Here is a 24,341-nt window from a genome sequence, read left to right on the forward strand (position 1 = left end):
GGGCGCCGGGCAGGCGCGGGGGCCGCCTCGTGGGCGACGGGGGCCTTACTTGAGGCCGAGGGCGGCGCAGGCGGCCGCGTACTTGTCGGTGCAGATCTCGTCGGCCGTGTAGACGCCGTCCTTGATGACGGTGTCCTTGATGTTGTTCTTGGTGAGCGAGACGACCGGGATCAGCACGGACGGGACGCCCTTGGTGGTCGGGCTGTCGACCGTGGAGGTGGTGACGCCGGTGACCTTCTCGCCCTTGGCGAGGGCGACGGCCATCTTCGCCGCGGCCTCGGCCTCGGGGGCGTACGGCTTGTAGACGCTCATGAACTGCTCGCCCGCGACGATGCGCTGGACTCCGGCGAGTTCGGCGTCCTGGCCGGTGACCGGGGGCAGGGTGGAGAGGCCGGCGGCCTTGAGGGCGGTGATGATGCCGCCCGCCATGCCGTCGTTGGCGGAGTAGACGCCGATGACCTTGTCCTTGCCGAGCGCCGAGAGGGCGGCCGCCATGTTGGTGTTGGCGTTCTCCGGCTTCCACTCGACGGTGTCGTACTCCTTGCCGATGTTCACCTTGCCGTCGAGGACGGAGTGCGCACCGGACTTGAAGAGCTTGGCGTTCGGGTCGGTGACCGAGCCGTTCATCATGACGATCTGGCCGTCCTTGGCCTTGTCGCCCAGCGCCTCGAGCAGCGCCTTGCCCTGGACCTTGCCGACCTCTTCGTTGTCGAAGGAGGTGTAGGCGTCGATCGGGCCCTCGGCCAGGCGGTCGTAGGCGACGACCGGGATGCCGGCCTCCTTGGCCTTCTTGACCGAGCCGGCGATGGCCTTGGAGTCCACCGCGTCGATGATGAGGACGTTCACCTTGTTGGTGATCATCGTGTCGACCTGGGAGTTCTGGGTGGTCGCGTCCTGCTTGGCGTTCGCGTAGACGACCTGGCCCTTGCCGCCGGTGAGTTCGGCGACCTTCTTCTCGATGAGCGGCTTGTCGAACTTCTCGTAGCGCGCGGTCTGGTTCTCCGGGAGCAGGAGACCGACCTTGATGGCGTCGCCCGCGGCGGCTCCGGTCTCCTTGGTCTTGTCGCCGGCCTCCTTGGCACTGCCACAGGCGGCAAGCGAAACGGCCATCGCACCGGCAGCTACGGCTACGGCGGCTCTGCGCATACGCGTGTTCATTACTTGAACCTCCCTGACGAGGCCGCAACACTGCGGCCGAGGTGGGTGTGAGTCAACCCCGGCCGCAAGTTTGCCGTCAAGGAGTGAATCCTTAACGAGATGACAACGGTGCCATCCGTTATCTAACTGAAGACATGGCGGCTGGAGTTCGCACTCCACTTCCATGGTCTGACAAAAGCGTCGAATCGCCCATCTCGCTGAGCACCAGGGCGAGTGCGCCCAGCACTTCGGCCCGTCCGCCCAGCGAACCCGTCAGCACCGACAGCTGGCGGGCGGCGCTCGGGATCGCGTACCTCCCCACGGATTCACGGATGGGAGCCAGGACGAGTTCACCGGCCTCCGCGAGCGAGCCGCCGAGGACCACCCGGCTCGGGTTCAGGAGGTTGCACAGACTGGCCACTCCGCTGCCGACGTGGCGCCCCACATCGGTGATGACGCGGCGGCAGCCCGGGTCCCCGTCGCGGGCCAGCTCCACCACCCGTTCCATCGTCAACTCCGGTCCGTGGCTGCCCTGGAGGAGGGGGAGCACGTACCGGGCCGCCGCGAAGGTCTCCAGGCAGCCGCGGTTCCCGCAGCGGCAGACGGGGCCGGACTCGTCGAGGGTGATGTGCCCGATCTCGCCGGCCGTACCGCCCGGGCCGCGGTAGATCTGACCGTTGATCACCAGCCCCGCGCCGACGCCGCTGGCCACCTTGATGTAGGCGAGGTCCTTCACCCCGCGACCGCTCCCCCACACGAGCTCGCCGAGGGCCCCGAGGTTCGCGTCGTTGTCCACGTACACGGGCACGCCGAGGCGCCGCGAGAGCTCCTCGCGCGGGTTGATCCCGGCCCAGCCGGGCAGGATCGCGGTCGAGCCGAGGGTCCCCGACTCCACGTCGATCGGGCCGGGCACGCCGAGGCCGACGCCGATGGCCTTGTCCAGGCTCACCCCGATGCCCGCGATCAGCCGTCCGACCAGCGCTTCCGCCCGGTCGAAGCCGTCCACCCAGGAGGCGTCCACGTCCAGCGGCTCGGCCTCCTCGGCCAGCACCTGGTGGGCGAGGTTGCCGACGGCCACCCGCAGGTGGGTGTGGCCGAAGTCCACGCCGATCACGATGCCCGCGTCCCCGCTGAGCGACACGCTGCGGGCCCTCCGGCCGCCCGCCGAGGTGTCGGTGACCTCGACGGTCCCGCCCTCCTTGAGCTCGCGGACGATGTTGGAGACCGTGGCCGCCGACAGTCCGGTGGCACGGGCGATCTCCGCCTGGGTCAGCGAACCCGCGAGCCGCACCGCCCGCACGACCCGTTCGAGATTCGCGCGATGCAGCGAGGACTGCGATCCGGGAGTCTGCACGACTCATCCACTCCTGCCCATAAGCGACGGCCAGCCGTCGCCCCCCGGCCGGGGGAACGGCGCTGCGCGCTCCGAGACCCCGGCGTCTCTCCAACTTGTGAACCTTAAGTCGAGCCTTTGCGCATCCAGACGTCAAGAGGCTGACACAGGACCAAACCACCACATCGGCCATAAGAGGGAGAGAACGGTCGCGTAGATCGTGCTACGGTCGCTGAGGCGCCGGTCCTCTGCGGCCTTTCCGGCCGGACCGCGCCCCGTAATGACAGCGCTACGCGAGGAGGTGTTCGGGATGAGTCCCGATCGAAGTCCTTGCCGCGCTCTCGCTCTCGCCGTCTGATCCGTCGGCCCTTTCCGATCCACCGGGCCGGCGATCCGCTGTTCCCCCGATCCGCTGATCGGTCGGCTTTTCCCTGAGCGCGCACGGCCGCGGCCGTCCGCGGCGGCTCCGTGCGTTTCGCGTTTCTCCTTTTCCTTCCGCATGTCCTGATTCTTCTGTCAGGCATACGTCATCCATGCCCCCGGCGCATCCCGTGGCCCGTCCGCGGCACCCTGCGCCGACCCATGATCACTCCACGTGACCGCGCGGCTCCGTGCTGCCCGGACGCAGTGGAGGGAGGTATTCGTCATGACCATGCTCACCCCTCGCACCCCCACGAAGCTCGCTCCGCCGGGCCGGACCCGCCGCGAGCGCAAGGCCGCCGAGCTGGAGTCCCGTACCCGCCTCGTCGGCGAGCGGCTCTCCGGCCTCAGCACCCGCCCGGGCACCCACGCCCTGCAGTCCGTCGACGCCTCGCGCAACGGCCTGACCCACGCCGAGGCCGCGCTGCGCCTGGAGCGGCACGGCCGCAACGTCGTCGCACAGGAGCGCGCGCCGTTCTGGTTCGTCCAGCTGGCCAAGGCCTACTGGAACCCCTTCATCGCCGTCCTGGTCTTCCTGGCCGCCGTCATGTACTGGCAGGACCCCGAGGACCCGGGCGTCGTCATCCTCTCCGTGATGGTGGGCATCAGCGGGCTGCTGCGCTTCTGGCAGGAGTACCGCTCGGGCCGCGCCGCCGACGCGCTGAAGAAGCTCGTCACCACCACCTGCGCGGTGCAGCGCCGGGCCGGCAGCGGCTCCGGGCCCACCACCTTCGAGGTGCCCATGGACCAGGTGGTCCCGGGCGACGTGGTCAAGCTGGCCGCCGGCGACCTGATCCCGGCCGACCTGCGGCTGATCACCTCCAAGGACCTGATGGTCGGCCAGGCCGCGCTCTCCGGCGAGTCCCTGCCGGTCGCCAAGGCCGACACCCGCGCGGAGGACCTCGGCCAGCAGGAGACGACCGACCCGGTCGAGGCCGACAACCTGTGCCTGATGGGCACTTCGGTCACCTCCGGCACCGCCACCGGAGTCGTCGTCGCCACCGGCGCCGACACCTACTTCGGCTCGATGGCCGGCTCGCTGGTCGGCGAGCGCCCGCAGACCAACTTCGACAACGGCGTGCGCAAGGTCAGCTTCCTGCTGATCCGCTTCATGCTGGTCATGGTCCCGGTGGTCTTCCTGGTCAACGGGCTCACCAAGGGCGACTGGAACGAAGCCTTCCTCTTCGGTATCGCCGTCGCGGTCGGCCTGACCCCCGAGATGCTGCCGATGGTGGTCTCCGCCAACCTGGCGCGCGGCGCGGTCGCCATGTCCAAGCGCAAGGTGGTCGTCAAGCGGCTGGGCGCCATCCAGAACCTGGGCGCCATGGACGTGCTCTGCACGGACAAGACCGGCACCCTCACCGAGGACCGGATCGTCCTCGACCGCTACCTGGACGTGCACGGCAACGAGGACAACGAGGTGCTGGAGTACGGCTACCTCAACTCCCACTTCCAGACCGGTCTGAAGAACCTGATGGACCAGGCGGTCATCGACCGCGTCAACGAGGCCGAGGAGGTTGTCGTCGACGCACGGTTCTCGATGGTCGACGAGATCCCCTTCGACTTCGCCCGGCGCCGGATGTCCGTGGTCCTGGGCCGCAACAGCATCGTGGGCGACCTCGGCCGCTCCGAGCACGTCATGATCACCAAGGGTGCGGTCGAGGAGGTCCTCGGCCTCTGCACGCACATGACGGACCGCGGCGAGAAGGTCGAGCTCACCGAACAGCTGCGGTGGCACGCCACCCGCATCGCCGAGGACAACAACCGCAAGGGCCTGCGGGTCCTGGCCGTCGCCACCCGCACGATCGCCGTGCCGCGCGACACCTACACGGTCGCCGACGAGGACGGGCTGACGCTGATCGGCTTCCTCGCCTTCCTCGACCCGCCGAAGGCCGACGCCGCCCGGGCGCTCCAGGGCCTGGCCGACAAGGGCATCGCGGTCAAGGTGGTCACCGGCGACAACGACCTCGTGGCCGCCCGGGTCTGCGCCGACGTCGGCATCGACGTGGGCCACGTGGTCCTCGGCTCCGAGACCGACGCCCTCGACGAGCCGGCGCTGCGCGCGCTGGCCGCCCGTACGACCGTGTTCGCCAAGGTCAACCCGGTCCAGAAGGCGCGGATCGTGCGGGCCCTGCAGGCCGACGGGCACACCGTCGGGTTCCTCGGCGACGGCATCAACGACGCCGCCGCGCTGCGCGACGCCGATGTCGGCATCTCCGTGGACACCGCCGTCGACATCGCCAAGGAGTCGGCCGACATCATCCTGCTGGAGAAGGACCTGACCGTCCTGGAGCAGGGCGTGGTCCAGGGCCGGACCACCTTCGGCAACACGATCAAGTACATCAAGATGACGGCGTCGTCGAACTTCGGCAATGTCTTCTCGGTGCTGGTGGCGAGCGCGTTCATCCCCTTCCAGCCGATGCTCGCGATCATGCTGCTGGTGCAGAACCTGGTCTACGACATCTCCCAGCTGGCCACCCCGTGGGACCGGATGGACGAGGAGTACCTGCGCAAGCCCCGCAACTGGGACGCCAAGGGCATCTTCCGCTTCATGGTCACCATCGGACCCGTCAGCTCCATCTTCGACATCTCGATGTTCCTGATCATGTGGAACGTGTTCGCCGCCAACAGCGAGGCGAGCCAGTCGCTCTTCCAGTCCGGCTGGTTCATCGAGGGCCTGCTCTCGCAGACCCTGATCGTCCACATGATCCGTACCCGGAAGATCCCCTTCATCCAGTCCCGGGCCTCCTGGCCGGTCATGGTGATGACGGTCCTCGCGGTGCTGACCGGCCTCTACCTGCCGTTCTCCCCGCTGGCCGGCTCGCTGGGCTTCGTGGCCCTGCCGGCGAGCTACTTCCCGTGGCTGATCGGCGTGCTCCTCGCGTACTGCACGCTCACCCAGCTCGTGAAGACCTGGTACATCCGCACGTTCAACACCTGGCTCTAGGGCCCGAGGAAAGAGAAGGGAGAGGCCGATGCAGCTCACCGAATGGGACATGGCCGCGCACCTGGCCGCCGCGCTCGGACTCGGAGCCGTCATCGGCCTCGAACGGCAGTGGCGGGCCCGCCTCGCGGGACTGCGTACGAACGCCCTGGTGGCGGGCGGGGCGGCGCTGTTCGTGCTGCTCTCGCAGTACGGGTTCCTCAGCGCGGCCTCGGAGGTGAACTACGACGGCTCCCGGGTCGCCGCCCAGATCGTCTCCGGGATCGGCTTCCTCGGGGCCGGCGTGATCATGCGCGACGGGCTGAGCGTCCGGGGCCTGAACACGGCCGCCACCCTGTGGTGTTCGGCGGCCGTGGGCTGCCTGGCGGGCGTGGGCCTGTTCGTGCTGGCGATCTGCGGCACGGCGGGCGTGGTCGGGGCCAACCTGGTCCTGCGCCCGCTGGGCCGGCGCCTGGACCGCGAGCCGCGCGGCGGCGCCGAGGTGGCCACCGACTACCACTTCGAGGCGGTGTGCCTGGAGGAGGAGGAAGCCCACATCCGCCACCGGCTGGTGGACGCGCTGGCCCGGCCCGGCTACCAGCTCCGGGAGATCCGCAGCCAGGACGGCCCGGTGCCGGGCCGGGTGACGGTGTCGGCGCTGCTGACCGCCGAGGGCGAGAAGGGCAAGGCGCTCGAGGACGCCGTCAGCAACCTCTCGCTCGACCCCTCGGTCTCGGCGGTCAGCTGGTCGGTGGTGCCTGACCCGGCGGCCTGAGCCGGGCCGGGCCGGCCCGGCCCGGCCCCGCTACTTGAGGGTGGCGGAGGTCAGGCCGGCCTGGATCTGGCGCTGGAAGGAGAGGTAGACCGCCAGCATCGGGATGACGGCGATGGTGGCGCCGGCGAACAGCACCGGCAGGTCCGTCTCGTAGCCCATCTGGTACTGGAGCTGGATGAGCCCCTGCGTGAGCATGTAGCGCTCGGGCTCGCCGCTCGTCTGCGGCTGCATCAGCACGGCGGGCAGGATGTACTGGTTCCATTGCCCCAGGACATTGAATATCCCGACGCTGATCAGGCCGGGCTTGGCCATCGGCAGCATCACCTGGAAGAAGATGCGCGTGTCGGAGGCCCCGTCGATGACCGCCGCCTCGTGGATCGCCGTGGGCAGCGTCCGGAAGAAGGAGTGCATGAAGAAGACGGTGAACGGCATCGAGTAGGCGACGTACACCAGGATCAGGCCCTGGTAGGTGTTCAGCATGTCGAAGCGCTTGACCATGAAGAACAGCGGTACGAGCGCCAGGAACACCGGGAACATCGCCCCGCTGACGAAGAAGTAGTAGATGACCCGGTTGCCCTTGAAGGGGTAGCGGGCCAGTACGTAGGCGGCCATGGAGCCGAACAGCATGGTCAGCGGCACCGAGAACACCAGCACGATGAGGGTGTTGGCGAAGTAGCCGCCGATGCCCTTGTCCCAGGCCCGGCCGAAGGCGTCGAAGTTCCAGTTCGAGGGCCAGGTGAGGGCCGAGCCGCCGATCTGCGCGTCGGTCTTGAAGGCGCCGAGCGCCAGCCAGACCAGCGGAAGCACGATCATTATCGCCCAGAGGACGAGGAATCCGTGCGAGAAGACGTTGAGGACCACGCCCTCGGAGCGGCGCTTGTCCCCCTCCCCCGGCCGGCCGGCCTTCCCGGACCGCTCCGCGGCCTTCTCGCCCGGAGCCTTGATCACTGTGGACTGTGCAGTCATCGTGGAACTCCGCTCAGAACTCGATGCGCTCGCGGCGGGTGGCACGCAGCGTGATGACAGAGAGGATCATGGTCAGGACGAGCATGACCACGCCCATGGCGCAGGCGTAGCCGCTCTTGCCGAAGTACAGGAAGTTGCGCATCAGCACCGTGGCCATGACCTCGCTGTGGTGGTCGGGTCCGCCGCCGAACTGGCCCGAGGTCATGGTCGACACGAGGACGAACATGTCCATCGCGGCGATGCCCAGGTAGACCGCGGAGGTCTGCACAGAATCCCACAGGAGCGGCAGCGTGACCTTGAAGAAGGTCTGGGCGCGTCCGGCGCCGTCGAGCAGGGCCGCCTCGTAGATGTCCTTGGGTACGGACTGCATGGCCGCCGAGAACAGGACGAGGTAGAAGCCGACCCCGTGCCAGACGACCACGAAGAGCAGGCACCAGAGCACGAAGTTCGGTTCGTTGAGCCATTCGACCGGGTGCTGCGCGGAGATCAGGCCCGTCTTGATGAGGAAGCCGTTGAGCAGGCCGCCCTCGTCACTGCGGTAGATCGCGCCGAAGAGGACGGCGAGGATGGCGAGCGAGAGGACCTGCGGGAAGAAGTAGACCACCTTGTAGAAGCGCGAGCCGCCGACGCCCTGCACCCCGCCCGCCCCGCTGCGCCCTCCCGCGTTCACCATGAAGGCGAAGAAGAGGGCGAGCAGGATGGTGATCACCGGGACGAACACCAGGAGCAGCAGGTTGTGCCAGAGCGCGCCGCGGAACACCTCGTCGTTCAGCAACGTCGCGTAGTTGTCCAGGCCGACGAAGTCGAACGTCGGGGACTGGCCCGTCCAGTTGGTGAACGAATAGCCGAACGTCTGCACGTACGGCCAGATGACGAAGGTCAGATACAGCGCGAGGGGCGCGAAGAGGAAGCCGGTGATGAAGCCGGCCCGCCCCTTGCTCTGGGCTACGTGGCTCATGGTGTCCGTCCCTGCGGTGTCAGCTGCGGCGGTTGTTCTTGGCGTTCGGGTCCTTGGCCGCCTTGTCTACCGCAGCCTGGGCCCGCTTGATCCACTCCTTTGGCTGGATCCGCTGCGCCATCAGCTCATTGGACGCGTTCTGGATCTCGGTGTCCATTTCGCTGTACCAGTCGGGGTAGCGGTAGCTGAAGGTGTTGGTGTCCGCGGCCTTGAGCGCGTCCACGGCCGACTGGGTGCCGGGCCGCAGCTTGACGCTCGGGTCCACGCCGTCCTTGACGACGGTGAGCGAGTTGGCCTGCTGGGCGAAGATCGTCGACCATTCGCGGGACAGCATCGAGCGGAGGAACTCCAGGCCTCCGGCCTTGTTGGCGGCCTTCTCGGGGACGATGAAGGGCTCGTCGACGCCGGCCCGGATGGCCTCGCCGGGCAGCTTGCTGTCGGCGAGCAGCGGCACCGGCAGGAACTTCATGTCGAAGTCCTCCGGGGTCTGCTTCAGCTGCTCGTTCTCGAGCCAGGAGCCGGAGGGGATGAAGGCCGCCTTGTACTGGTTCCAGGCGGTCTGGGACTCCGTGTGGGTGAGGCCGTTGGTGCCGGGCATCAGCAGGCCCTTCTCCACCACCTCGTAGACCGCCTCGACCGCGGCGAGGGCGGCCGGGTTGCCCTCGAAGGCGTTCGGCTCGAGGTGGTCGATCGCCTTGATGGCGTCGAGGCCGCCCTTCTTGGCGATCAGGTCCATGATGACCACGTTGATGTAGTACGGGTACTTGCCCTGGTGCGCGAGACCGCCGATGCCCGCCTCCTTGGCCTTGGTGCAGACGGCCAGGAACTCGTCCCAGGTCTTGGGCGGGGTCCAGCCCTTCTCCTTGAAGAGCTTGCCGGAGTACCAGAAGCCGAACACGGCGTACACGTACTTCAGGGCGACGAACTTGCCGCCCAGCATGCCCTGTTCGATCGCCCCGGCGACCAGCGTGTCGCGCACCTTCTTGGTGGGGTCGTCGAGGGAGGGCGCGTCGAGCACGGCGGTGAGGTCGGCGAGCTGGTTGCCCTTGGCGAGCACGTCCAGCTTGATCTGCTGGGCGCCGGAGTCGTCGACGACGTCCGGCGGGTTGCCGCCGTTGAAGCGCGGCTGCAGCTTGGCGGTGATCTCCTGGGTGCCCAGGTGGGAGCTGGTCGTGCCCCACTTCTTGTCGAAGGCGGCCTCCCAGGCCTTGGCGTAGTCGTCGCCGAAGCCGCCCTTGAAGACCACGACGTCCAGCTTGCTGCCCTTGGCGACGCCGAAGGGGTTCTCCTTGGAGACGACGCCCTTGTCCGGGCCCTTCGTGCTCTCCTCGCCGCCGGAGGCGCAGGCGGACAGGAAGCTCATCGTCGGCACCGTGATCAGTCCGAGTGCTGCGGAGCGCTTGATCAGATCACGGCGCCCGAGGCCTTCACCAGTGGATCCCATGCTCATGTCCTCGCCTTCGTCAGAAGTGTGAAGGAGGCCGGGAATTCACGGCGGCTGCCGTGCATGCGGACATCGCCGCAGGTCCCCGCCCATCCCCCCGGTCCGGACCGCTCGTCGCGCGGTGATCCGGACGGGCACAGGTATAGTCCACTTCCGCTCACGTGAGCAAGATCATGCACACGGATGGCGGTCAGCTTTTCCGAGTTGAGACCTGGCCGTCATCTGCGCCGGCCGCCGGACAAGCGGAAGGGCCGTACCCCCTTTCGGGGATACGGCCCTTCGGCGCCGGTTCGCGGCCGGCCCGCGGTGGTGCTTAGCCGCGGATCAGGTTGCGCAGCACGTACTGCATGATGCCGCCGTTGCGGTAGTAGTCCGCCTCACCCGGCGTGTCGATGCGGACGACCGCGTCGAACTCCACGCCCGTGTCGGTGGACACCTTGACGGTGCGCGGGGTGGTGCCGTTGTTCAGCTCCTCCACACCGGTGAAGGAGAAGGTCTCCTCGCCGGTGAGGCCCAGGGAGGCCGCGGTGGCGCCCTCGGGGAACTGCAGGGGCAGGACGCCCATGCCGATCAGGTTGGAGCGGTGGATGCGCTCGTAGGACTCGGCGATGACGGCCTTGACGCCGAGCAGCGCGGTGCCCTTGGCCGCCCAGTCGCGGGAGGAGCCGGAGCCGTACTCCTTGCCCGCCAGGATGGCCAGCGGGATGCCGGCGGCCTGGTAGTTCTGGGAGGCGTCGTAGATGAAGGAGACGGGTGCGCCCTCGACGGTGAAGTCGCGGGTGAAGCCGCCCTCGGTGCCCGGCGCGATCTGGTTGCGCAGGCGGATGTTGGCGAAGGTACCGCGGATCATGACCTCGTGGTTGCCGCGGCGGGAACCGTACGAGTTGAAGTCGCGGCGCTCGACGCCGTGCTCCGTGAGGTACTTGCCGGCCGGGGTGTCGGCCTTGATCGCACCGGCCGGGGAGATGTGGTCGGTGGTGACCGAGTCGCCCAGCTTCGCCAGCACGCGGGCGCCGGTGATGTCGGAGACCGGGGTGGTCTCCATCGTCATGCCCTCGAAGTAGGGGGGCTTGCGCACGTAGGTGGACTGCGGGTCCCACTCGAAGGTGTTGCCGGTCGGGATCGACAGCGCCTGCCACTGGGCGTCGCCCGCGAAGACGTCCTGGTAGGACTTGCTGAACATGTCCTCGCCGATGGCGTTCGCCACGACGTCGTTGACCTCGGCCTCGGAGGGCCAGATGTCCTTGAGGAAGACCGGGTTGCCCTCGGTGTCGGTGCCGATGGCCTCGGTGGTGATGTCCACCTTCATGGAGCCCGCGATGGCGTACGCGACGACCAGCGGCGGGGAGGCCAGGTAGTTCATCTTGACGTCGGGGTTGATCCGGCCCTCGAAGTTGCGGTTGCCGGAGAGCACCGAGGTGACCGCGAGGTCGTGCTCGTTGATCGCCTTCGAGATCTCCTCGTCCAGCGGACCGGAGTTGCCGATGCAGGTGGTGCAGCCGTACCCGACGAGGTTGAAGCCCATCTTGTCGAGGTACGGGGTCAGGCCGGCCTTGTCGAAGTAGTCGGTGACGACCTTCGAACCGGGGGCCAGGGTGGTCTTGACCCACGGCTTGCGGGACAGGCCCTTCTCGACCGCCTTCTTGGCCACGAGCGCCGCGGCGACCATGACGTAGGGGTTCGAGGTGTTGGTGCAGGAGGTGATCGCGGCGACGGTGACGGCGCCGTGGTCGATCTCGAAGGAGGTGCCGTCGGCCAGGGTGACCTGGGTCGGGCGGCTCGGGACGCCGTTGGCGGAGGCCGGGGCGTCGGAGGCCGGGAAGGACTCCTTGCCCGCCTCGTCGTCGTCCTCGACGTAGTTGCGCACGTCGAGCGCGAACTGCTGGGAGGCGTTGGCGAGGACGATGCGGTCCTGCGGGCGCTTCGGGCCGGCGATGGAGGGGACGACCGTGGAGAGGTCGAGCTCCAGCTTCTCGGAGAAGTCCGGCTCGGCGGCCGGGTCCAGCCACAGGCCCTGCTCCTTGGCGTACGCCTCGACGAGCGCGACCTGCTGGGCGTCGCGGCCGGTCAGGCGCAGGTACTTCAGGGTCTCGTCGTCGATCGGGAAGACGGCGGCGGTCGAGCCGAACTCCGGCGACATGTTGCCGATGGTGGCGCGGTTCGCGAGGGAGGTGGCGGCGACGCCCTCACCGTAGAACTCGACGAACTTGCCGACGACGCCGTGCTTGCGCAGCATCTCGGTGATGGTCAGCACCAGGTCGGTGGCGGTGGTGCCGGTGGGCAGCTCGCCGGTCAGCTTGAAGCCCACGACGCGCGGGATCAGCATGGAGACCGGCTGGCCGAGCATCGCGGCCTCGGCCTCGATGCCGCCGACGCCCCAGCCCAGCACGCCCAGGCCGTTGACCATGGTGGTGTGCGAGTCGGTGCCGACGAGGGTGTCGGGGTACGCCTGGCCACCCCGGACCATGACCGTGCGGGCCAGGTGCTCGATGTTGACCTGGTGCACGATGCCGGTGCCCGGGGGGACGACCTTGAAGTCGTCGAAGGCGGTCTGGCCCCAGCGCAGGAACTGGTAGCGCTCCTTGTTGCGGCCGTACTCCAGCTCGACGTTCTGCGCGAAGGCGTCCTTCGTGCCGAACTTGTCGGCGATGACCGAGTGGTCGATGACCATCTCGGCGGGCGAGAGCGGGTTGATCTTCGCCGGGTCGCCGCCGAGGGCCTTCACGGCCTCACGCATGGTGGCGAGGTCCACGACACAGGGGACGCCGGTGAAGTCCTGCATGATCACGCGGGCCGGCGTGAACTGGATCTCCTGGCTGGGCTGAGCCTGGGAGTCCCAGCCGCCGAGCGCCCGGATGTGGTCGGCGGTGATGTTCGCGCCGTCCTCGGTACGGAGCAGGTTCTCCAGCAGCACCTTCAGGCTGTAGGGCAGGCGGGCCGAGCCCTCAACCTTGTCCAGCCGGAAGATCTCGTACGACTCGTCGCCCACCTGCAGCGTGCTGCGGGCGTCGAAGCTGTTCGCCGACACGACAGTCTCCTTCATGCATGAATTTCGCGCGTATGACCGCATCCTGCCGCCAAGCCCCTTGGCCAATCCGCTAAGGTAAGGCTAAGTTAGGTAACCCTTACCAGCGGGGGCGGCTGCGGTACGCCTTCGGCAGATATCTCGATGTCGAGATAACTCTAGTACATGTCCGGGGGCAGGGACGAGGCACGCACCCGTAGGGATGCGGGGACGGTGTACTGCCCTGGCGATTCCGCATGCCCCGATTCGATCAGCTTGACCAGGGCGGACACCGCCGCATCGGCAATCCGTTCGGGGTGGAGGGTGACGGTGGTCACGGGAGGCTCCGCCTCCGCGTACGCCGGATCCTCACTCGCGCAGACCAGCAGGAGGTCCCCGGGCGTACGGATCCCGTGCCGCGCGGCGGCCGCCAGCACCTGGCGGCCGCCCGGATCGTAGAGGCTGTAGACGGCGTCGGGGCGGTCGGGCGCGGCGAAGGCGGGGTCGAAGGCACGGCCTTCGCAGTCCCCGGGATCAAAGGGAACCACGAGCGGACGTTGACCGCGATCCGAGCACCAGCGGGCGTAGGCGGCGGTGACGGCGGCGGTGTAGAACTCCCGGCCGAAGGCGGAGTGCAGGGCCGTGCGGCGGGCCCCGGACGCGGCGAGGTGGTCGAGCACCTCCCGGGTGGTGGCCTCGTGGTCGTTGTCCACCCACACGTCCTCGGGCCGGGGCGCGGCGGGCCGCCCGTCGAAGACCACCGGCAGGCCGCGCGCCCGCAGCGCCCTGAGCACCGGATCGCCCTCCGGGCTGTCGAGCAGCAGCATCCCGTCGACCGCGAGGGTGTGCCACAGGGGCTCGGCGCCGCGGTCGGCGGGCAGGGTGGTCAGGGCGTAGCCGCGGGCGTGGGCGGCGGAGGTGGCGGCGGTGAGCAGCCGGGAGAAGTACGCGACGCCCGCGAAGTCCCAGGTCCAGCCCGCGTGGGTGGTGACCGCGAAGCCGAGGGTGCGGGTGCGCGGGCCGCGGTGTGCGCCGTAGCCGAGGGCCGCGGCCACCTCCCGGACCCGGCGGCGGGTGCCGTCGCCGAGGCGTCCGGTGCCGTTGAGGGCGTGCGACACGGTCGCGGTGGAGACCTCCGCGGCGCGCGCGATGTCGGCGATGGTCGGTCCGGGCACGCGGGCCATCGTACGGATTCCGTCGTGCGGGGTGGGTTCCGGTTACGGGCTTAACCAAAGAGTGTCCTCGCCACACCGACGATCGGATGGGTGATGACGCCTCCTGCTTCTCCTTCTTCTCCCTCTCCTGCTGCTTCTCCGTCCTCCTCCCCCTCTGTTCCCCTGTCCCGGCGAGGGCTGCTCGCGGCGGCCGGGGCCGCCGGGGCGGCGGGGCTGCTCGGCGCGGGGGCCGGCAGCGCCTCGGCGGCGCCCTCGGGGCGCGGGCCGGCCGCGCTGGTCATCCACAACGCGCGGGTGTTCAGCGGTGTCGACCACGGCCGTCCGGCGCGGGCGGTGGCCGTCGGCCGGGACGGCAGGATCCTGGCCACCGGGCAGGACTCGGAGCTGCGCCGGTTCGTGGGCCGGGACACCGAGACCGTCGACGCCTGCGGCAACACCGTGATGAGCGGCATCCACGACGGGCACGTGCACCCGCTGGGCGCCGGGGACCGCTCGCTGCGGCCCTCGCTGGACGGGGCCGAGACCACCCAGGCCGAACTGCGCGCCATCCTCACCGGATTCCTCGCCGACACCGGGGGCGCGGAGGCCGAACCGGACCGCTGGCTGGTGGTGGAGGACTGGAATCCGGTCGGGCTGCTGCCGACGGGGACCGTCCCGAACCACTCGATGCTGGACGCGCTGGCGACCCGGCGCCCGATCGCCCTGGTCGGCGGCGACGGGCACAACATGTGGGTCAACCGGCGGGCGCTGGACATCGCGGGCATCACGGCGGCCACCCCCGACCCGGTGGGCGGCCAGGTCGTGAAGGGGCCGGACGGGCAGCCGACGGGCGTGCAGGCGCCGGGCAGTTGCCGCAGCGGATCGTGCCCGCGATCCGGCTGGACGCCGAGCAGGCCAAGGACCCGGCGGGCGCGCTGGAGTACGCGCGCGGACTGCGCCGGGAGTACGGGGGGACGTCCGGGCTGCGCTTCGGGATGCTCAAGGTGTTCCTGGACGGGGTGATCGAGTACCCGGCGCAGACGGCCGCGCTGCTGGAGCCGTACCTGGACGGGAACGGCAAGCCGACCGGGAACCGCGGCGAGCTGTACACCTCGGCGGCCGAGTACGGCCGGCTGACCGCGGCCTTCAACCGGGCCGGCTGGCAGATGCACGCGCACGGGCTGGGCGACCGGGCCGTGCGCACGGCCCTCGACGGGTACGCGTACGCCCGCCGGGCCACCGGGCAGCGCGACCCGCGCAACGCCGTCGCCCACCTCCAGCTCGTGGACCCGGCGGACCTGCGGCGGTTCGCGCAACTCGGGGTGGCGGCCTGCATGCAGCTCCAGTGGGCGGCCGAGGACACCTGGACGATGGAGGCCCTGCTGCCGTACATCGGGCCCGGGCGGCACCGCTGGATGTACCCGGCGCGGAGCCTGGAGCGGGCGGGCGCGCGGCTGGCCGGGGGCTCCGACTGGCCGGTGGACGCGCTCCAGGTGTGGAACCAGCTGCGTACGGCCGTCGACCGGCAGGGCGCGCACGGCGAGGGCGGGCTGTACCGGGAGCTGGAGGGCCTGAGCCGTACGTCGGCCCTGCGGATGCACACCGCGGGCACGGCCTGGCAGCTGCGCCAGGAGGGGCTGACGGGCACGGTGGAGCAGGGCAAGGCCGCGGACCTGGTGGTGCTGGACCGGGACGTGACCCGCTGCCCGGTGGCCGACATCAGCGGTACGGAGGTACGGCTGACACTGGTCGGCGGGCGGGTGGTGCACGACGCGGAGTCGGCGACGGGCAGGGCCGCTTCGGCCCGGGCCGCGCGTGCGGTGCCGGGGCCGCGCCCTGCCTCGTACGCGGCGGTGCACGGCGGCAGGCACCGCGCGTGCGGGTGCGCCGGCGGGGCCTGAGCGGGCCGGCGGGGCCTGAGCGGGCCGGCGGGGGACGAGTCGGACAGAAAGCCATAAATGGCACCACCCACCCCCCGGCCCCACCATGGGACCTGACGGTCGGTAACACCCGTTCGGCCTACACCGCGCGATCAACATCTCATATCTGAGATACGGTGCAGCCATGGCAGACGACTACCTCGTACGCATCGGCAAGCTCATCCGTGACGCCCGGCAGCACCGGGGCTGGACACAGAGTCAGCTCGCCGACGCACTCGGCACCAGCCAGAGCGCCGTGAACCGGATCGAGCGCGGCAACCAGAACATCAGCCTTGAGATGATCGCCCGTATCGGCGAGGCGCTCGACAGCGAGATCGTCTCTCTCGGCTACGCCGGCCCGATGCACCTGCGCGTCGTCGGCGGCCGCCGGCTGTCCGGTGCCATCGATGTCAAGACGAGCAAGAACGCCTGTGTCGCCCTGCTGTGCGCCTCGTTGCTCAACAAGGGCCGTACGGTCCTGCGGCGCGTCGCCCGCATCGAGGAGGTCTACCGCCTCCTCGAAGTCCTCGGCTCCATCGGTGTCCGCACCCGCTGGATCAACGACGGCGTCGACCTGGAGCTGATCCCGCCGGCCCGCCTCGACATGGAGTCCATGGACGCGGACGCCGCCCGCCGGACCCGCAGCATCATCATGTTCCTGGGCCCCCTGCTGCACCGGATGGACCAGTTCCGCCTCCCGTACGCGGGCGGCTGCGACCTCGGCACCCGCACCATCGAGCCGCACATGATCGCCCTGCGCCGGTTCGGCCTGGACATCACCGCGACCGAGGGCATCTACCACGCGCGGGTCGCGACCGGGGTCTCCCCCGACCGCCCGATCGTGCTGACCGAACGCGGGGACACGGTCACCGAGAACGCCCTGCTCGCGGCCGCCCGGCACGACGGCGTGACGGTCATCCGCAACGCCTCCTCCAACTACATGGTCCAGGACCTGTGCTTCTTCCTGGAGGCGCTGGGCGTCAAGGTCGAGGGCATCGGCACCACGACCCTGACCGTCCACGGCATCCCGAACATCGACGTGGACGTGGACTACTCGCCCTCCGAGGACCCGGTCGAGGCGATGAGCCTGCTCGCCGCCGCGGTGGTCACGGAGTCGGAGCTGACCATCCGCCGGGTGCCGATCGAGTTCATGGAGATCGAGCTCGCGGTCCTGGAGGAGATGGGCCTGGACCACGACCGCTCGGCGGAGTACAGCGCGGACAACGGCCGCACCCGCCTGGTCGACCTGACGGTCCGCCCCTCGAAGCTCGAAGCCCCGATCGACAAGATCCACCCGATGCCGTTCCCCGGGCTGAACATCGACAACGTCCCGTTCTTCGCGGCCATCGCCGCCGTGGCCCAGGGCCAGACCCTGATCCACGACTGGGTCTACGACAACCGCGCCATCTACCTGACCGACCTCAACCGCCTCGGCGGCCGCCTCCAACTCCTGGACCCCCACCGCGTCCTGGTCGAGGGCCCGACGCGCTGGCGGGCCGCGGAAATGATGTGCCCCCCGGCCCTCCGCCCGGCGGTGGTCGTCCTCCTCGCGATGATGGCGGCGGAGGGCACCTCGGTCCTGCGCAACGTCTACGTCATCAACCGCGGCTACGAGGAACTGGCCGAACGCCTCAACTCGGTGGGCGCCCAGATCGAGATCTTCCGCGACATCTAGCACCGGCCGTCGGCGATACGCCGGGCCGGCCGGAGGCCTCCCTCTGCTCCTCACCAGGAGCCGGGGGAGGCCTCTTTCCGTTCGCCGCGTCATCCGCCGTCGGTATTCGGCCCTCTCGGCCGGAGTTGCTCGCCTTCGGGGGGCTCGGAGCGGCAGAATCGGGGATTCGGTGTGGGAACGAGGGGGATCGTCATGGTTGTTGGGGCCGGCGCGGGTTCGGGCGTGGAGGTGCCCGCTCTGGGCGGGGCGCCGTTGGTGGGGTCCTTGTTCGAGTTGAAGTCGGACTCGCTCGGCACCTATCTGCGGGCCCGGCAGGAGCACGGGGACGTCGTGCGGATCGTCGCCGGGCCGCCCGGGCTGCGGGCCGAGTTGTACTGCGTGTTCTCCGCCGAGGGGGCTCAGCAGGTGCTCGCCTCGGAGTCGGCCAACTTCCGCAAGGACAACCCCTTCTACCAGGAGATCCGGGACTCCTTCGGCAACGGGCTGCTGACCAGCCAGGACGAGGACTACCTGCGCCAGCGGCGGCTGGTCCAGCCGTTGTTCACGCGGCGGCGGGTGGACGGGTACGCGGAGGCCGTCGCCGCCGAGACCGAGGCGGTTGTCTCGGCCTGGGAGCGGGCTCCGGGTGGCGTGGTCGACGTGTCCGGGCAGATGATGCACCTGGCGCTGCGCACGGTCGCGCGGATCCTGTTCGGTACCGACGTGGAGGCCACGGTCGACGTCGTGGACCGGTGCTTTCCGGTCATCACCGAGTACGTGCTGCGCCGCGGCTACTCCCCCGCCAACATCCCGCGCAGCTGGCCGACCCCGGCCAACAAGCGGGCGGCCGCGGCGATGGACGAGCTCTACGCGGTCTGCGACGAGATCATCGTGGAGCGGCGCACCCGCCCGGCGGGCGAGGCCGGTGAAGATCTGCTGGCCCTGCTCGCCGCCGCCAAGAGCGCGGACGACGCGGAGTTCGACGTCACCGAACTGCGCGACCAGGTGCTGGTCTTCCTGCTCGCCGGGCACGAGACCACCGCCACCTCCCTCGGCTTCGCCCTGCACCTGCTGGCCCGGCACCCCGAGGAGCAGGACCGGGCCCGGGAGGAGATCGGGCGGGTCCTGGGCGACCGTACGCCCGAGGCCGCCGACCTGGAGCGGCTCCCGTACCTCACGCGGGTGCTGAAGGAGACGATGCGGCTCTACCCGGCCGCCCCGGTGATCGGCCGCAACGCCGTCGCCGCGACCGAGGTCGACGGGCACGCCATCCCGGCGGGTGCGAACGTGATCCTGGCGCCCTGGGTGACGCACCGCCATCCGCTCCACTGGCCGGACCCGGAGCGCTTCGACCCGGAGCGCTTCACCCCGGAGGCGGAGGCCGGCCGGCCGCGCTACGCCTGGTTCCCCTTCGGCGGCGGGCCGCGCGCGTGCATCGGGCAGCACTTCTCGATGCTGGAGTCGGTGATCGCGCTGGCCATGATCCTGCGGGCGTACGAGTTCGAGGCCGTGGACACCGAGGTCCCCGTCAGCGCCGGCATCACCCTGCGGGCGGAGGGCCCGGTGCGCTGCCGGGTGCGCCGGCTGGACCGCTAGGGGCCGGCGGCCGGCAGTACGACTCGAGGGTGCCGCGGCGGCGGACGTCGAGCGTCGCGCAGTGGAAGGAGCCGGCGAACGGCGCGTAGTGCAGCAGGTCGCAGGGGATCGGTTCGAAGCCCCAGCGTTCGAGTGCGCGCAGCATGCCGGTGTGGTGCCGCTCCGCGATCACCCGGTGTCCGTCGAGGACCAGCACGTTCATGCTGAGCCACTTGCCGCACATCGAGGTGATCCTGAGCAGGTGGTCGTCGATGGGGTCGGGCTCGGGGGCGATCAGTACGTCCCACGAGTCCAGCGCCTCGGGCAGGCGGTCGACGTCGACGTATTCGGGGTTGACCAGCACCTTGCCGGGGGCGAGCGGGACGAACGTCGTGTCGATGTGCATCGGCGTGCGGCAGCGGCTCTCGATCTCGTGGACGCGGTAGCCGGGTCCGAGGTGGCGGCGCAGCCAGTCGATGCCCATGCGGTTGGTGACGTTGCTCCGCGTCACGAACAGGTCGCGTCCCGCGCGTACGAAGTCCGCCGCGTCGAAGACCGGTTCGAACTCGGTGAGGATGTAGCGCATGGGCTCGCCGGGCCGGGGGATGCGGAAGTCCTCGTCGAACAGGGCGTCGGTGAGCTGCGGCCGGGGTGCGGCCGTCCAGCGCGCGCCGCGCCGGAAGTAGTCCTTGAGGATCGTGCGGTAGGCGTGGGTCTCGAAGTACCGGCACGGCCACGCCATCGGGGTTTCGATGATCTCGTCGCCGATGACGAGCATGCTGTCCCGCGGACAGGAGTTGGTGAATCCGCGCGAGGACCAGTCGGGCGTGCCGAAGCGGTGTCCGTGGTCGAGCACGTCCGGGCGCCTGACGGTGATGCCGAGGCCCTGGAGGAGGTCGACGAACCGGTCGAGTTCGTGCTGGGCCGGCCCGACCAGCGCGCGCGGGTACTTCATGCCGGAGGCCAGGCCCTGCAGCCTGGCGCCCCAGGGCGGGATGTTGCAGGCGACGACGGGGTGTTTGGAGGGGATGGTCGCGCCGTCGAGCCGCCCTACGATGACCTCCTCCAGGGGGTCCCACTCGTTGTGGGAGCTGACGGGCGAGACGAGCGGTTCCGGGAGTTCGGTGTGGGGTTCCGGGAGGGGTTCCGGGCCCGTCTCGGCTCCTGCCCCCGGCCCCGCGAGAGGTTCCGTGGCCACGGCTAGACCTTGGCCGCGTTGTGGTTGCCCTGCAGACGTTCGAGGTCGGAGGGCCGGACCTGGATGGCGAAGAGGGCGATCACGGCCCCGACGAGGGTGAACAGGGCGGCCACGATGAACGCCGCGCTGATGCCCGAGGTCAGCACCTGGTCGCTCCACGGTTTCGGGAACTGCCCGGTGCGCTCGAAGGCGGCCCGCTGTTCGGGGCTCGCCGTGCGCAGGAAGCCCGGCACCTGGTCCTCGGCCTCGTTGCGGCTCGCCGTGCCGAAGACGGTCACCAGGATCGACAGGCCGAGCGAACCGCCGACCTGCTGCGTCGTGTTGAGCAGCCCGGACGCCGCGCCGGACTCCCGGTCCGGGACGCCGGACAGGGCCATCAGCGTCAGCGAGACGAACTGGAGGCCCATGCCGAGGCTGAAGAGGAGCATCGGGCCCAGGATGCTGCCCAGGTAGGTCGAGTGGACGTCGGTCAGCGTCAGCCAGCCGAGTCCGGCCGCGGAGCACAGCGCGCCCCCGACCATGAACGGTTTGGGCCCGTACTTCGGCAGCAGCTGCGAGGTGATCGCGGCGCCCACCGCGATCACCGCGCTCACCGGCAGGAAGGCGAGGCCCGCCCGCAGCGGGCTGAAGCCGAGCACGATCTGCACGAAGAGCGTCAGGAAGAAGAACATGCCGAAGATCGCGCAGGCGAGGAACAGCATGATCCCGTACGTCCCGGCCCGGTTGCGGTCGGCGAACATGTGCAGCGGGGTGATCGGCTGGGGCGACTGCCGTTCGTTGAGGACGAAGAGGGTCAGCAGGACCACGGCGGCGCCGAAGGAGCCCAGCGTCCAGGGGTCTCGCCAGCCGTCCTGGGCCGCGCGGATGAACCCGTACACGAGCGAGACCATGCCCAGGGTGGACAGCAGCGCGCCCGCGAGGTCGAAGTGTCCGGGGTGGCGTTCGGACTCGCGGATGACCTTCGCGGCCAGCAGGACGATGAGCACGGCGATGGGGACGTTGACGAAGAGCACCCAGCGCCAGTCGAGCCAGGTGACCAGCATGCCGCCGGCGAGGAGCCCGATCGCGCCGCCGCCGGCCGAGACCCCGGCGAAGACGCCGAACGCCCTGTTGCGGGCGGGGCCTTCGGGGAAGGTGGTGGTGATCAGTGCCAGGGAGGTCGGGGAGGCGATGGCTCCGCCGACGCCCTGGAGGGCGCGGGCGCCCATCAACTGGCCGGCGTTCTGGGCGAATCCGCCGAGGAGGGAGGCCAGGCCGAAGAGCAGGATGCCGAAGATGAAGACCCGTTTGCGGCCGAGGATGTCGCCGGCGCGCCCGCCGAGCAGCAGCAGTCCGCCGAACGTGAGCGTGTAGGCGTTGACCACCCAGGACAGGCTCTCGGTCGAGAAGTCGAGCGCGGTCTGGATGTGCGGCAGCGCGATGTTCACGATGGTGATGTCGAGGACCACCATGAGCTGGCAGGAGGCGATCACGAACAGGGCGAGTCCGTTCCCGTTCCCGCTTCCTCGGACCTTGCCGTCGGTCCCGTTGCTGGTCGGCGATGCATTCGGGTCCACCCTGTCGACGCTAAGCCCGGACACAGGGGGTCACCACTCGAACGGCCTAGTCGATGTGATATTTCACATGTCACACTACGATCATGGATGACTTCCTCAGGCTCTCCGCGAGCACCGCCCGGTACACGTACGGCGCCCCGCGCGCCTTTGCCTTCGGGGACGAAGGGCGGCTGCTCTGGTTCCTCCGGTCCACCGGCCCCACCGACCCCGTCGACGCCCTCTGGGTCCTCGACACGGCCACCGGCACCGAATCCTGCCTTGCCGACCCCCGCGACCTGTGCCCCGAGCCCGGCGAGCTGTGCTCCGACCCCCGCGACCTGTGCTCCGAGCCCGGCGAGCTGTGCCCCGACCCCCGCGACCTGTGCTCCGAGCCCGGCGAGCTGTGCTCCGACCCCCGCGACCTGTGCCCCGAGCCCGGCGAGCTCCCCGCCGCCGAGCGCCGGCTGCGCGAGCGGATCCGGCTCGTCGCCGCCGGGATCGGCTCGTACGCCCTCTCCGGCGACGGCCGCGGCGCCGCCTTCGCGCTCCACGGACGGCTGTACGAGGTCACCGCCGACGGCGCCGGCCGGCCCGCGACGCCCGTCCCGGCCGCCGGCCCCGCCCTCGACCCCCGCCCCAACGCCGACGGCTCGCGCACCGCGTACGTCAGCGCCGACGCCCTGTACGTCGCCCCGGGCGGCCGGATCAGCCCCGACGACGGGGCCCGCTGGGGCCTCGCCGAGTTCGCGGCCGCCGAGGAGCTGGGCCGCTCCCGCGGCCACTGGTGGTCCCCGGACGGGGTCACCCTGCTGGCGGCCCGCGTCGCCGAAGGCGCCCTCCAGCGCCGGTACTTCACCGATCCCGCGCATCCGGAGCGCCCGGCCGAGGACTTCGCGTACCCGGAGGCGGGCGGGCCCAACGCCGACGTCCAGCTGTGGGTGCTGGGCCCGGCCGGGGAGCGGATACGGCTCGACTGGGACGCCGGGACCTACCCGTACGTGTCCGACGCCGGCTGGGAGTCGCCCGGGGAGATCCTGCTGACGGTCCAGGACCGGCTCCAGCGCAACGTCCTGCTGCTCTCCGCCGACCCGGCCACCGGCCGCACCCGGGAGCTGTCGCGCACCACGCACCCGCAGTGGGTGGACCCGCTCCCCGGCACCCCCGCCCGGCTCCCCGACGGACGGATGCTGACCTCCGCCGACACCGAGGCGGGCGCCGCCCGCGCCCTCGCGGTCGGCGGCCGGCTGCTCACCGGCGACGGGGTCCAGGTCCGCCGCGTGGCCGGCGTCCACGAGGGCCGGCTGCTGGTCGAGGCGGGACTGCGCGACCCCGCCGAGCAGCAGGTGCTGCTGCTCGACCCGGCGACGGGCGAGGCGGTCCCGCTCGCCGACGGGCCCGGCGTGCACAGTGTCCAGGCCGGCGCCGGGACCCTGCTGCTGACCTCCGCCGACGCCGACGGGGTACGGCGCCTCGTACGGACCGCCGACGGGCGGGAGTTCGTCCCCGCGGACCTGTCCCAGCCCCTGCCGTACCGGGTGGTGCCGGCCTTGGAGCGGGTCACCGAGCACGCCGTCCCGACCTCCCTGGTCCTGCCCCGCGGCCACGTCGCCGGGCGGCGGCTGCCCGTCCTGATGGACAGCTACGGCGGCCCCGGCGCCCAGGACGTGTCCGCCGAACCGCGCCGCTGGCAGGCCCGTCAGTGGTGGGCCGACCAGGGCTTCGCCGTGGTGACGGTCGACAACCGCGGCACCCGGTACGTCTCCCCCGCCTTCACGCACGCCGTGTACCGCGGCTTCTCCGAGGTCACCCTTGAGGACCAGGTCGCGGCGCTGCGGGCCCTCGGCGCCCGCCACCCCGACCTCGACCTCGGCCGGGTCGGCATCCGCGGCTGGTCGTACGGCGGCTACCTGTCGGCCATGGCGGTGCTCCGCCGCCCGGACGTCTTCCACGCGGCGGCCGCCGGCGCGGCGCCGACCGACTTCCGGCACTACGACACGGCCTACACCGAGCGCTACCTGGGCCTCCCGCAGGACAACCCGGAGGTCTACGACCGGGACTCGCTCCTCCCCGACGCCCCGAAACTGACCCGCCCCCTCCTCCTGGTCACCGGCCTGGCCGACGACAACGTCCACCCCTCCCACACCCTGCGCCTCTCCCGCTCCCTCACGGACGCGGGCCGCCCGCACCAACTCCTGGCCCTGCCGGGCGTCACCCACATGACCCCGGGCGGCACCCGCGAGAAGATCATGGCCCTGGAACTGGACTTCTTCCGCCGCGAACTGTCCTGACCGGCACCGAGGGGCCCCGGAGACTTCGTTGTCTCCGGGGCCCTCGCTTCCCGTGATC

The 24,341-nt window shown here is 70.3% G+C and carries 15 protein-coding genes and 1 pseudogene; 7 read left to right on the forward strand and 9 right to left on the reverse strand.

All coding sequences use genetic code 11. From position 1 onward, the window contains the following. Positions 1 to 45: 45 nt before the first annotated feature. Positions 46 to 1,158, reverse strand: a complete 1,113-nt coding sequence (locus ACFWP3_RS24110; RefSeq protein ID WP_384224622.1) for a sugar ABC transporter substrate-binding protein — start codon at positions 1,156 to 1,158, stop codon at positions 46 to 48. A 118-nt stretch (positions 1,159 to 1,276) separates the two neighbouring features. Further along, on the reverse strand, positions 1,277 to 2,491 hold the full coding sequence (locus tag ACFWP3_RS24115) for an ROK family protein (RefSeq protein WP_384224624.1): 1,215 nt from the start codon (positions 2,489 to 2,491) through the stop codon (positions 1,277 to 1,279). Between the two features lie 625 nt (positions 2,492 to 3,116). On the opposite strand from ACFWP3_RS24115, the gene mgtA reads away from it, so the two are divergent. Together mgtA and ACFWP3_RS24125 are read left to right on the forward strand one after the other, a co-directional pair. Beyond that, positions 3,117 to 5,837: a magnesium-translocating P-type ATPase gene (mgtA, locus tag ACFWP3_RS24120; protein WP_384224627.1), complete on the forward strand. Its 2,721-nt coding sequence runs from the start codon at positions 3,117 to 3,119 to the stop codon at positions 5,835 to 5,837. Between the two features lie 28 nt (positions 5,838 to 5,865). Continuing rightward, positions 5,866 to 6,588 carry an MgtC/SapB family protein gene (locus tag ACFWP3_RS24125; RefSeq protein WP_384224629.1) on the forward strand — a complete coding sequence of 241 codons (723 nt, stop codon included), beginning with the start codon at positions 5,866 to 5,868 and terminating at the stop codon, positions 6,586 to 6,588. A 30-nt stretch (positions 6,589 to 6,618) separates the two neighbouring features. On the opposite strand, the gene ACFWP3_RS24130 is transcribed toward ACFWP3_RS24125, so the two are convergent. The 5 genes from ACFWP3_RS24130 to ACFWP3_RS24150 all read right to left on the reverse strand — a co-directional run bounded on the left by ACFWP3_RS24130 (position 6,619) and on the right by ACFWP3_RS24150 (position 14,144). Further along, positions 6,619 to 7,554, reverse strand: coding sequence for a carbohydrate ABC transporter permease (locus ACFWP3_RS24130; protein WP_384224632.1), 936 nt, complete (start codon positions 7,552 to 7,554; stop codon positions 6,619 to 6,621). A gap of 13 nt (positions 7,555 to 7,567) precedes the next feature. After that, the gene (locus ACFWP3_RS24135) at positions 7,568 to 8,512 is read right to left on the reverse strand and encodes a carbohydrate ABC transporter permease (RefSeq protein ID WP_384224634.1); all 945 of its coding nucleotides are present in this window, start codon (positions 8,510 to 8,512) and stop codon (positions 7,568 to 7,570) included. Positions 8,513 to 8,531: 19 nt separating this feature from the next. After that, positions 8,532 to 9,956, reverse strand: coding sequence for an N-acetylglucosamine/diacetylchitobiose ABC transporter substrate-binding protein (ngcE, locus tag ACFWP3_RS24140; RefSeq protein ID WP_384224691.1), 1,425 nt, complete (start codon positions 9,954 to 9,956; stop codon positions 8,532 to 8,534). 313 nt (positions 9,957 to 10,269) lie between these two features. Beyond that, a complete protein-coding gene (gene acnA, locus ACFWP3_RS24145; RefSeq protein WP_384224637.1) occupies positions 10,270 to 12,999 on the reverse strand; it encodes an aconitate hydratase AcnA in 2,730 nt (909 codons plus the stop codon). Between the two features lie 140 nt (positions 13,000 to 13,139). Beyond that, positions 13,140 to 14,144 (reverse strand): LacI family DNA-binding transcriptional regulator, encoded by a 1,005-nt coding sequence (locus ACFWP3_RS24150; protein ID WP_384224639.1) that lies wholly within the window; start codon positions 14,142 to 14,144, stop codon positions 13,140 to 13,142. A gap of 432 nt (positions 14,145 to 14,576) precedes the next feature. Here ACFWP3_RS24150 and ACFWP3_RS24155 point away from each other — a divergent pair. The 4 genes and pseudogenes from ACFWP3_RS24155 to ACFWP3_RS24170 all read left to right on the forward strand — a co-directional run. Then, positions 14,577 to 14,909 (forward strand): annotated as a pseudogene (locus ACFWP3_RS24155) (amidohydrolase family protein); the annotation flags it as partial. Between the two features lie 74 nt (positions 14,910 to 14,983). Next, entirely contained in the window at positions 14,984 to 16,015 is a 1,032-nt protein-coding gene (locus tag ACFWP3_RS24160; RefSeq protein WP_384224642.1) for an amidohydrolase, read from the forward strand. Positions 16,016 to 16,178: 163 nt separating this feature from the next. Then, positions 16,179 to 17,708, forward strand: a complete 1,530-nt coding sequence (locus ACFWP3_RS24165) for a helix-turn-helix domain-containing protein (protein ID WP_384224644.1) — start codon at positions 16,179 to 16,181, stop codon at positions 17,706 to 17,708. A 192-nt stretch (positions 17,709 to 17,900) separates the two neighbouring features. Beyond that, the gene (locus tag ACFWP3_RS24170; RefSeq protein ID WP_384224646.1) at positions 17,901 to 19,283 is read left to right on the forward strand and encodes a cytochrome P450; all 1,383 of its coding nucleotides are present in this window, start codon (positions 17,901 to 17,903) and stop codon (positions 19,281 to 19,283) included. Here ACFWP3_RS24170 and ACFWP3_RS24175 read toward each other — a convergent pair. Beyond that, positions 19,228 to 20,331, reverse strand: coding sequence for an amidinotransferase (locus ACFWP3_RS24175; protein WP_384224693.1), 1,104 nt, complete (start codon positions 20,329 to 20,331; stop codon positions 19,228 to 19,230). The two genes, ACFWP3_RS24170 and ACFWP3_RS24175, sit on opposite strands and share 56 nt — an antisense overlap. Positions 20,332 to 20,462: 131 nt before the next feature. Further along, complete coding sequence (locus tag ACFWP3_RS24180) at positions 20,463 to 22,016, reverse strand: MFS transporter (protein ID WP_384224648.1); 1,554 nt, start codon at positions 22,014 to 22,016, stop codon at positions 20,463 to 20,465. 83 nt (positions 22,017 to 22,099) lie between these two features. Between ACFWP3_RS24180 and ACFWP3_RS24185 the strand changes: the two genes are divergently transcribed. Next, on the forward strand, positions 22,100 to 24,283 hold the full coding sequence (locus tag ACFWP3_RS24185) for a prolyl oligopeptidase family serine peptidase (RefSeq protein WP_384224651.1): 2,184 nt from the start codon (positions 22,100 to 22,102) through the stop codon (positions 24,281 to 24,283). Positions 24,284 to 24,341: the final 58 nt, after the last annotated feature.

The organism is Streptomyces sp. NPDC058525 (genome assembly GCF_042719495.1).
Classification (GTDB): Bacteria; Actinomycetota; Actinomycetes; order Streptomycetales; family Streptomycetaceae; genus Streptomyces.

Bases quoted from the DNA above. Each gene is read 5' to 3' on its own strand.
- ACFWP3_RS24110 (WP_384224622.1), bottom strand. From the start codon at position 1,158: ATGAACACGCGTATGCGCAGAGCCGCCGTAGCCGTAGCTGCCGGTGCG.
- mgtA (WP_384224627.1), top strand. From the start codon at position 3,117: ATGACCATGCTCACCCCTCGCACCCCCACGAAGCTCGCTCCGCCGGGC.
- ACFWP3_RS24125 (WP_384224629.1), top strand. From the start codon at position 5,866: ATGCAGCTCACCGAATGGGACATGGCCGCGCACCTGGCCGCCGCGCTC.
- ACFWP3_RS24130 (WP_384224632.1), bottom strand. From the start codon at position 7,554: ATGACTGCACAGTCCACAGTGATCAAGGCTCCGGGCGAGAAGGCCGCG.
- ACFWP3_RS24135 (WP_384224634.1), bottom strand. From the start codon at position 8,512: ATGAGCCACGTAGCCCAGAGCAAGGGGCGGGCCGGCTTCATCACCGGC.
- ngcE (WP_384224691.1), bottom strand. From the start codon at position 9,956: ATGGGATCCACTGGTGAAGGCCTCGGGCGCCGTGATCTGATCAAGCGC.
- acnA (WP_384224637.1), bottom strand. From the start codon at position 12,999: ATGAAGGAGACTGTCGTGTCGGCGAACAGCTTCGACGCCCGCAGCACG.
- ACFWP3_RS24150 (WP_384224639.1), bottom strand. From the start codon at position 14,144: ATGGCCCGCGTGCCCGGACCGACCATCGCCGACATCGCGCGCGCCGCG.
- ACFWP3_RS24165 (WP_384224644.1), top strand. From the start codon at position 16,179: ATGGCAGACGACTACCTCGTACGCATCGGCAAGCTCATCCGTGACGCC.
- ACFWP3_RS24170 (WP_384224646.1), top strand. From the start codon at position 17,901: ATGGTTGTTGGGGCCGGCGCGGGTTCGGGCGTGGAGGTGCCCGCTCTG.
- ACFWP3_RS24185 (WP_384224651.1), top strand. From the start codon at position 22,100: ATGGATGACTTCCTCAGGCTCTCCGCGAGCACCGCCCGGTACACGTAC.